This window comes from Streptomyces sp. NPDC029014 (assembly GCF_055564695.1).
Genome location: NZ_JBVHVT010000201.1, coordinates 1 through 2,482 on the forward strand (window position 1 = coordinate 1; position 2,482 = coordinate 2,482).

At 65.6% G+C, this 2,482-nt stretch carries 1 protein-coding gene; it reads right to left on the minus strand.

Translation table 11 applies throughout. The features are described 5' to 3' along the window. On the minus strand, nucleotides 1-2,459 hold a 2,459-nt coding region (locus ACZ4VL_RS40380; RefSeq protein ID WP_468210971.1), incomplete at its 3' end, for a TipJ family phage tail tip protein. Nucleotides 2,460-2,482 lie beyond the last annotated feature (23 nt).

A 2,482-nucleotide genomic window follows, 5' to 3' on the forward strand; every position in this document is an offset into this window, starting at 1 on the left:
ACCGCAAACCGGTCGGCCTGGAACAGGATCTGACTCTGGTAGCTACCGTCCGGCTGATTTTCGATGCCAATGCCCATCCCGGCCGCGTAGTACTGGCCATTCGCCGCCACCTGCAGCTTCAGGGTCCACGAAGCGCTGATCCTGCCGTCCATGTCGACTACCGCCTGCGAGTTCTCCTGCACCAACGCCTGCGTTTCGCCTACCTTCGCTTCCACCGTGTCGGTGCGCTGAGCCTGGGCATAGTCGCCCTCGGCGATGACCGTCTGGATGGTGAGCGTTCCAGCGAACACCGTGGCGTCGCCAGCGCCCCAGTCGCTATCACCGGCGGCTTGAACGTCCAGCTGGGCGAACAGGCCATCCGTCTTCTGCCCGATCGCCTGCAGGCCGGTTTCCGGATCATTGACCTGCAGCTCCAGCGTGTTCACCCGGCCGACCACCGCACCCGCCTGAGCGACGGCATCACCCACATCCTTCCATTTCGTGCCCGGTGGCTCCTCATTCCCCGGCGCGTTGTCGTTCCACAGCCAGATCTTGCCGTTGTGCACGACGGTATCGCCGGGGTCATAGGTGGCGCCGGCCTCCCAGATCAGTGGCACGATCTGGTCGATGCTCTCGATCTTGGAAAGCAGGTCCTGCCCCAACGCGCTCTCGGTAATCCGACCCGAGAGGTAGGCGTCGTAGTCCGACTGGTTTGTGCTGGCCTCCCCCATCACGCCGGTGCCGGTCGGATACCACGGACCGATGTTGCCGCTCTTGTCCACCAGTCGGCCCCAGAAGTAGAACCGGGCACCGGCAGCAAGACCGTCGAGCTGGTAGCGGTTCTGCGGGTAGGCGAAGTCGGCGAACTTCGTGGCGCTGGCGCGGTCTGGCCCAGTACTACGCCAGATCTCGGTCCGCTCGGTATCAGTCGCCCCGGCCGGGAAGCCCCACGCCAGTCGGATGCCGAACACCACCGGCGTGGCCGTCAGCGAGGTCAGTGCCGGCGGCGGCTCCGTCTTGCCCTTGATATCGGTCAGCATGCTCAGCGACGGCTGCGAGACCGCGTTGAGCGCGTTGACCGCGCGCACCCTGGCCAGGTACTTACCGGCGTAGATGCCCCGGACCTCGCAGCTAGTGGTCCCTACCCTGCCCGCACGCACCCAGTTCAGATCGTCCCGGCGCCATTCCACGTCATAGGCAATCGCATTTTCGGCAGCGTCCCACTCGATGGTCAGCACCGGCGTAGCGATGCCTTGGTCGATCACCACATGGGACGACATGCGCACGTTGGCCGGCGGCGGCTGCACGCTGGGCGGAATGACGCTGATCGGCGGCGGCTCCAGGCGGGTGCCGTCATCGATGGCAGCGAACTTGTCCGGGCGATGCTGCAGCGCCGTGATGCGGTAGGTGAGCCCCTCCTCCTCGGCGATGCCCAGTACCCGGAATTGCTGCAGCACCAGGTCGGTCGACTCGGTCGCCCAGATCGACTGCGCCACAGGCACTGCGCTCCAGGGCGCCGAGACGGTCACTACGCGCGTGGCGGGGTTGACCCCGTTGATGGTCCGCGCCTCGGTCTTGCCGCTCGGCAGGGTCGCCCGCAGGCGGTCACCCACGGCCATTGTCGGCGGCACCACGTCCAGCGTCAGACTGTTGGCCGTTGCCGCGCTGATGCGACCGGAGTTCCGGCGGCCGGCGCGGTTGGCGTCGGCCACCTGGATCACGTCACCGGGCATGCAGTTCAACGCGTCCAAGCCCACGGCGAAGGTGACCGTCTCCGTCTCCAGGTTCTCGCTGTACAGGATATGGTTGCCTACCCGCTGGGCCTGCGATTTCGAATGGCAGCCCAGCGCGGTGACCTCGATCTGGTTCACGCCATAACGGGCGATGCCGTCGTGCAGCTGCACCGGCTCAACCTTCTGCCGGCCGAAGTCGTCCGGGTCGGTCCAGGACACCAGCGCCACGGTGTGGCGGACCTTGCGCGCGCTTCCCTCGTAGGTGAACCGGCCATCGACAACGTTGGCCTGGCTATAGGTGTAGACCGGGTCCTTGGGCATGTCCGCAGAGGCCATGACCTGACCGGCAGCATAGAAGCTGATGCCACGGAACATGCTGGCCATGTCCTGCAGAACCTTGTACGCATCGGCCCGGGTCTGCAGGTACAGGCTGCAGGTGAAGCGCGGCTCCATCCCGCCCATGCCATCGCTGACCAGCTGATCGCAGTACTGCGCGATCTCATACAGTCGCCACTTGTCCACCCAATCCAGCGGCAGGCGATTGCCCAGGCCGAAACGATCGTTGGTGACAATGTCGAAGAACACCCAAGCCGGGTTGTTGGTCCATGCCGACTTGAACGTGCCGTCCCAGACGCCGCTGTAGGAACGCGTGCGCGGGTCGTAGTTGCTCGGCACCCGAATGATGCGGCCCCAGATCTGGAACGCACGCGAGGGCACGTTCTGGAAGGCGCTCGCGTCCACCTGCACCGCCGCTAGCGCGCAGTTGGGAT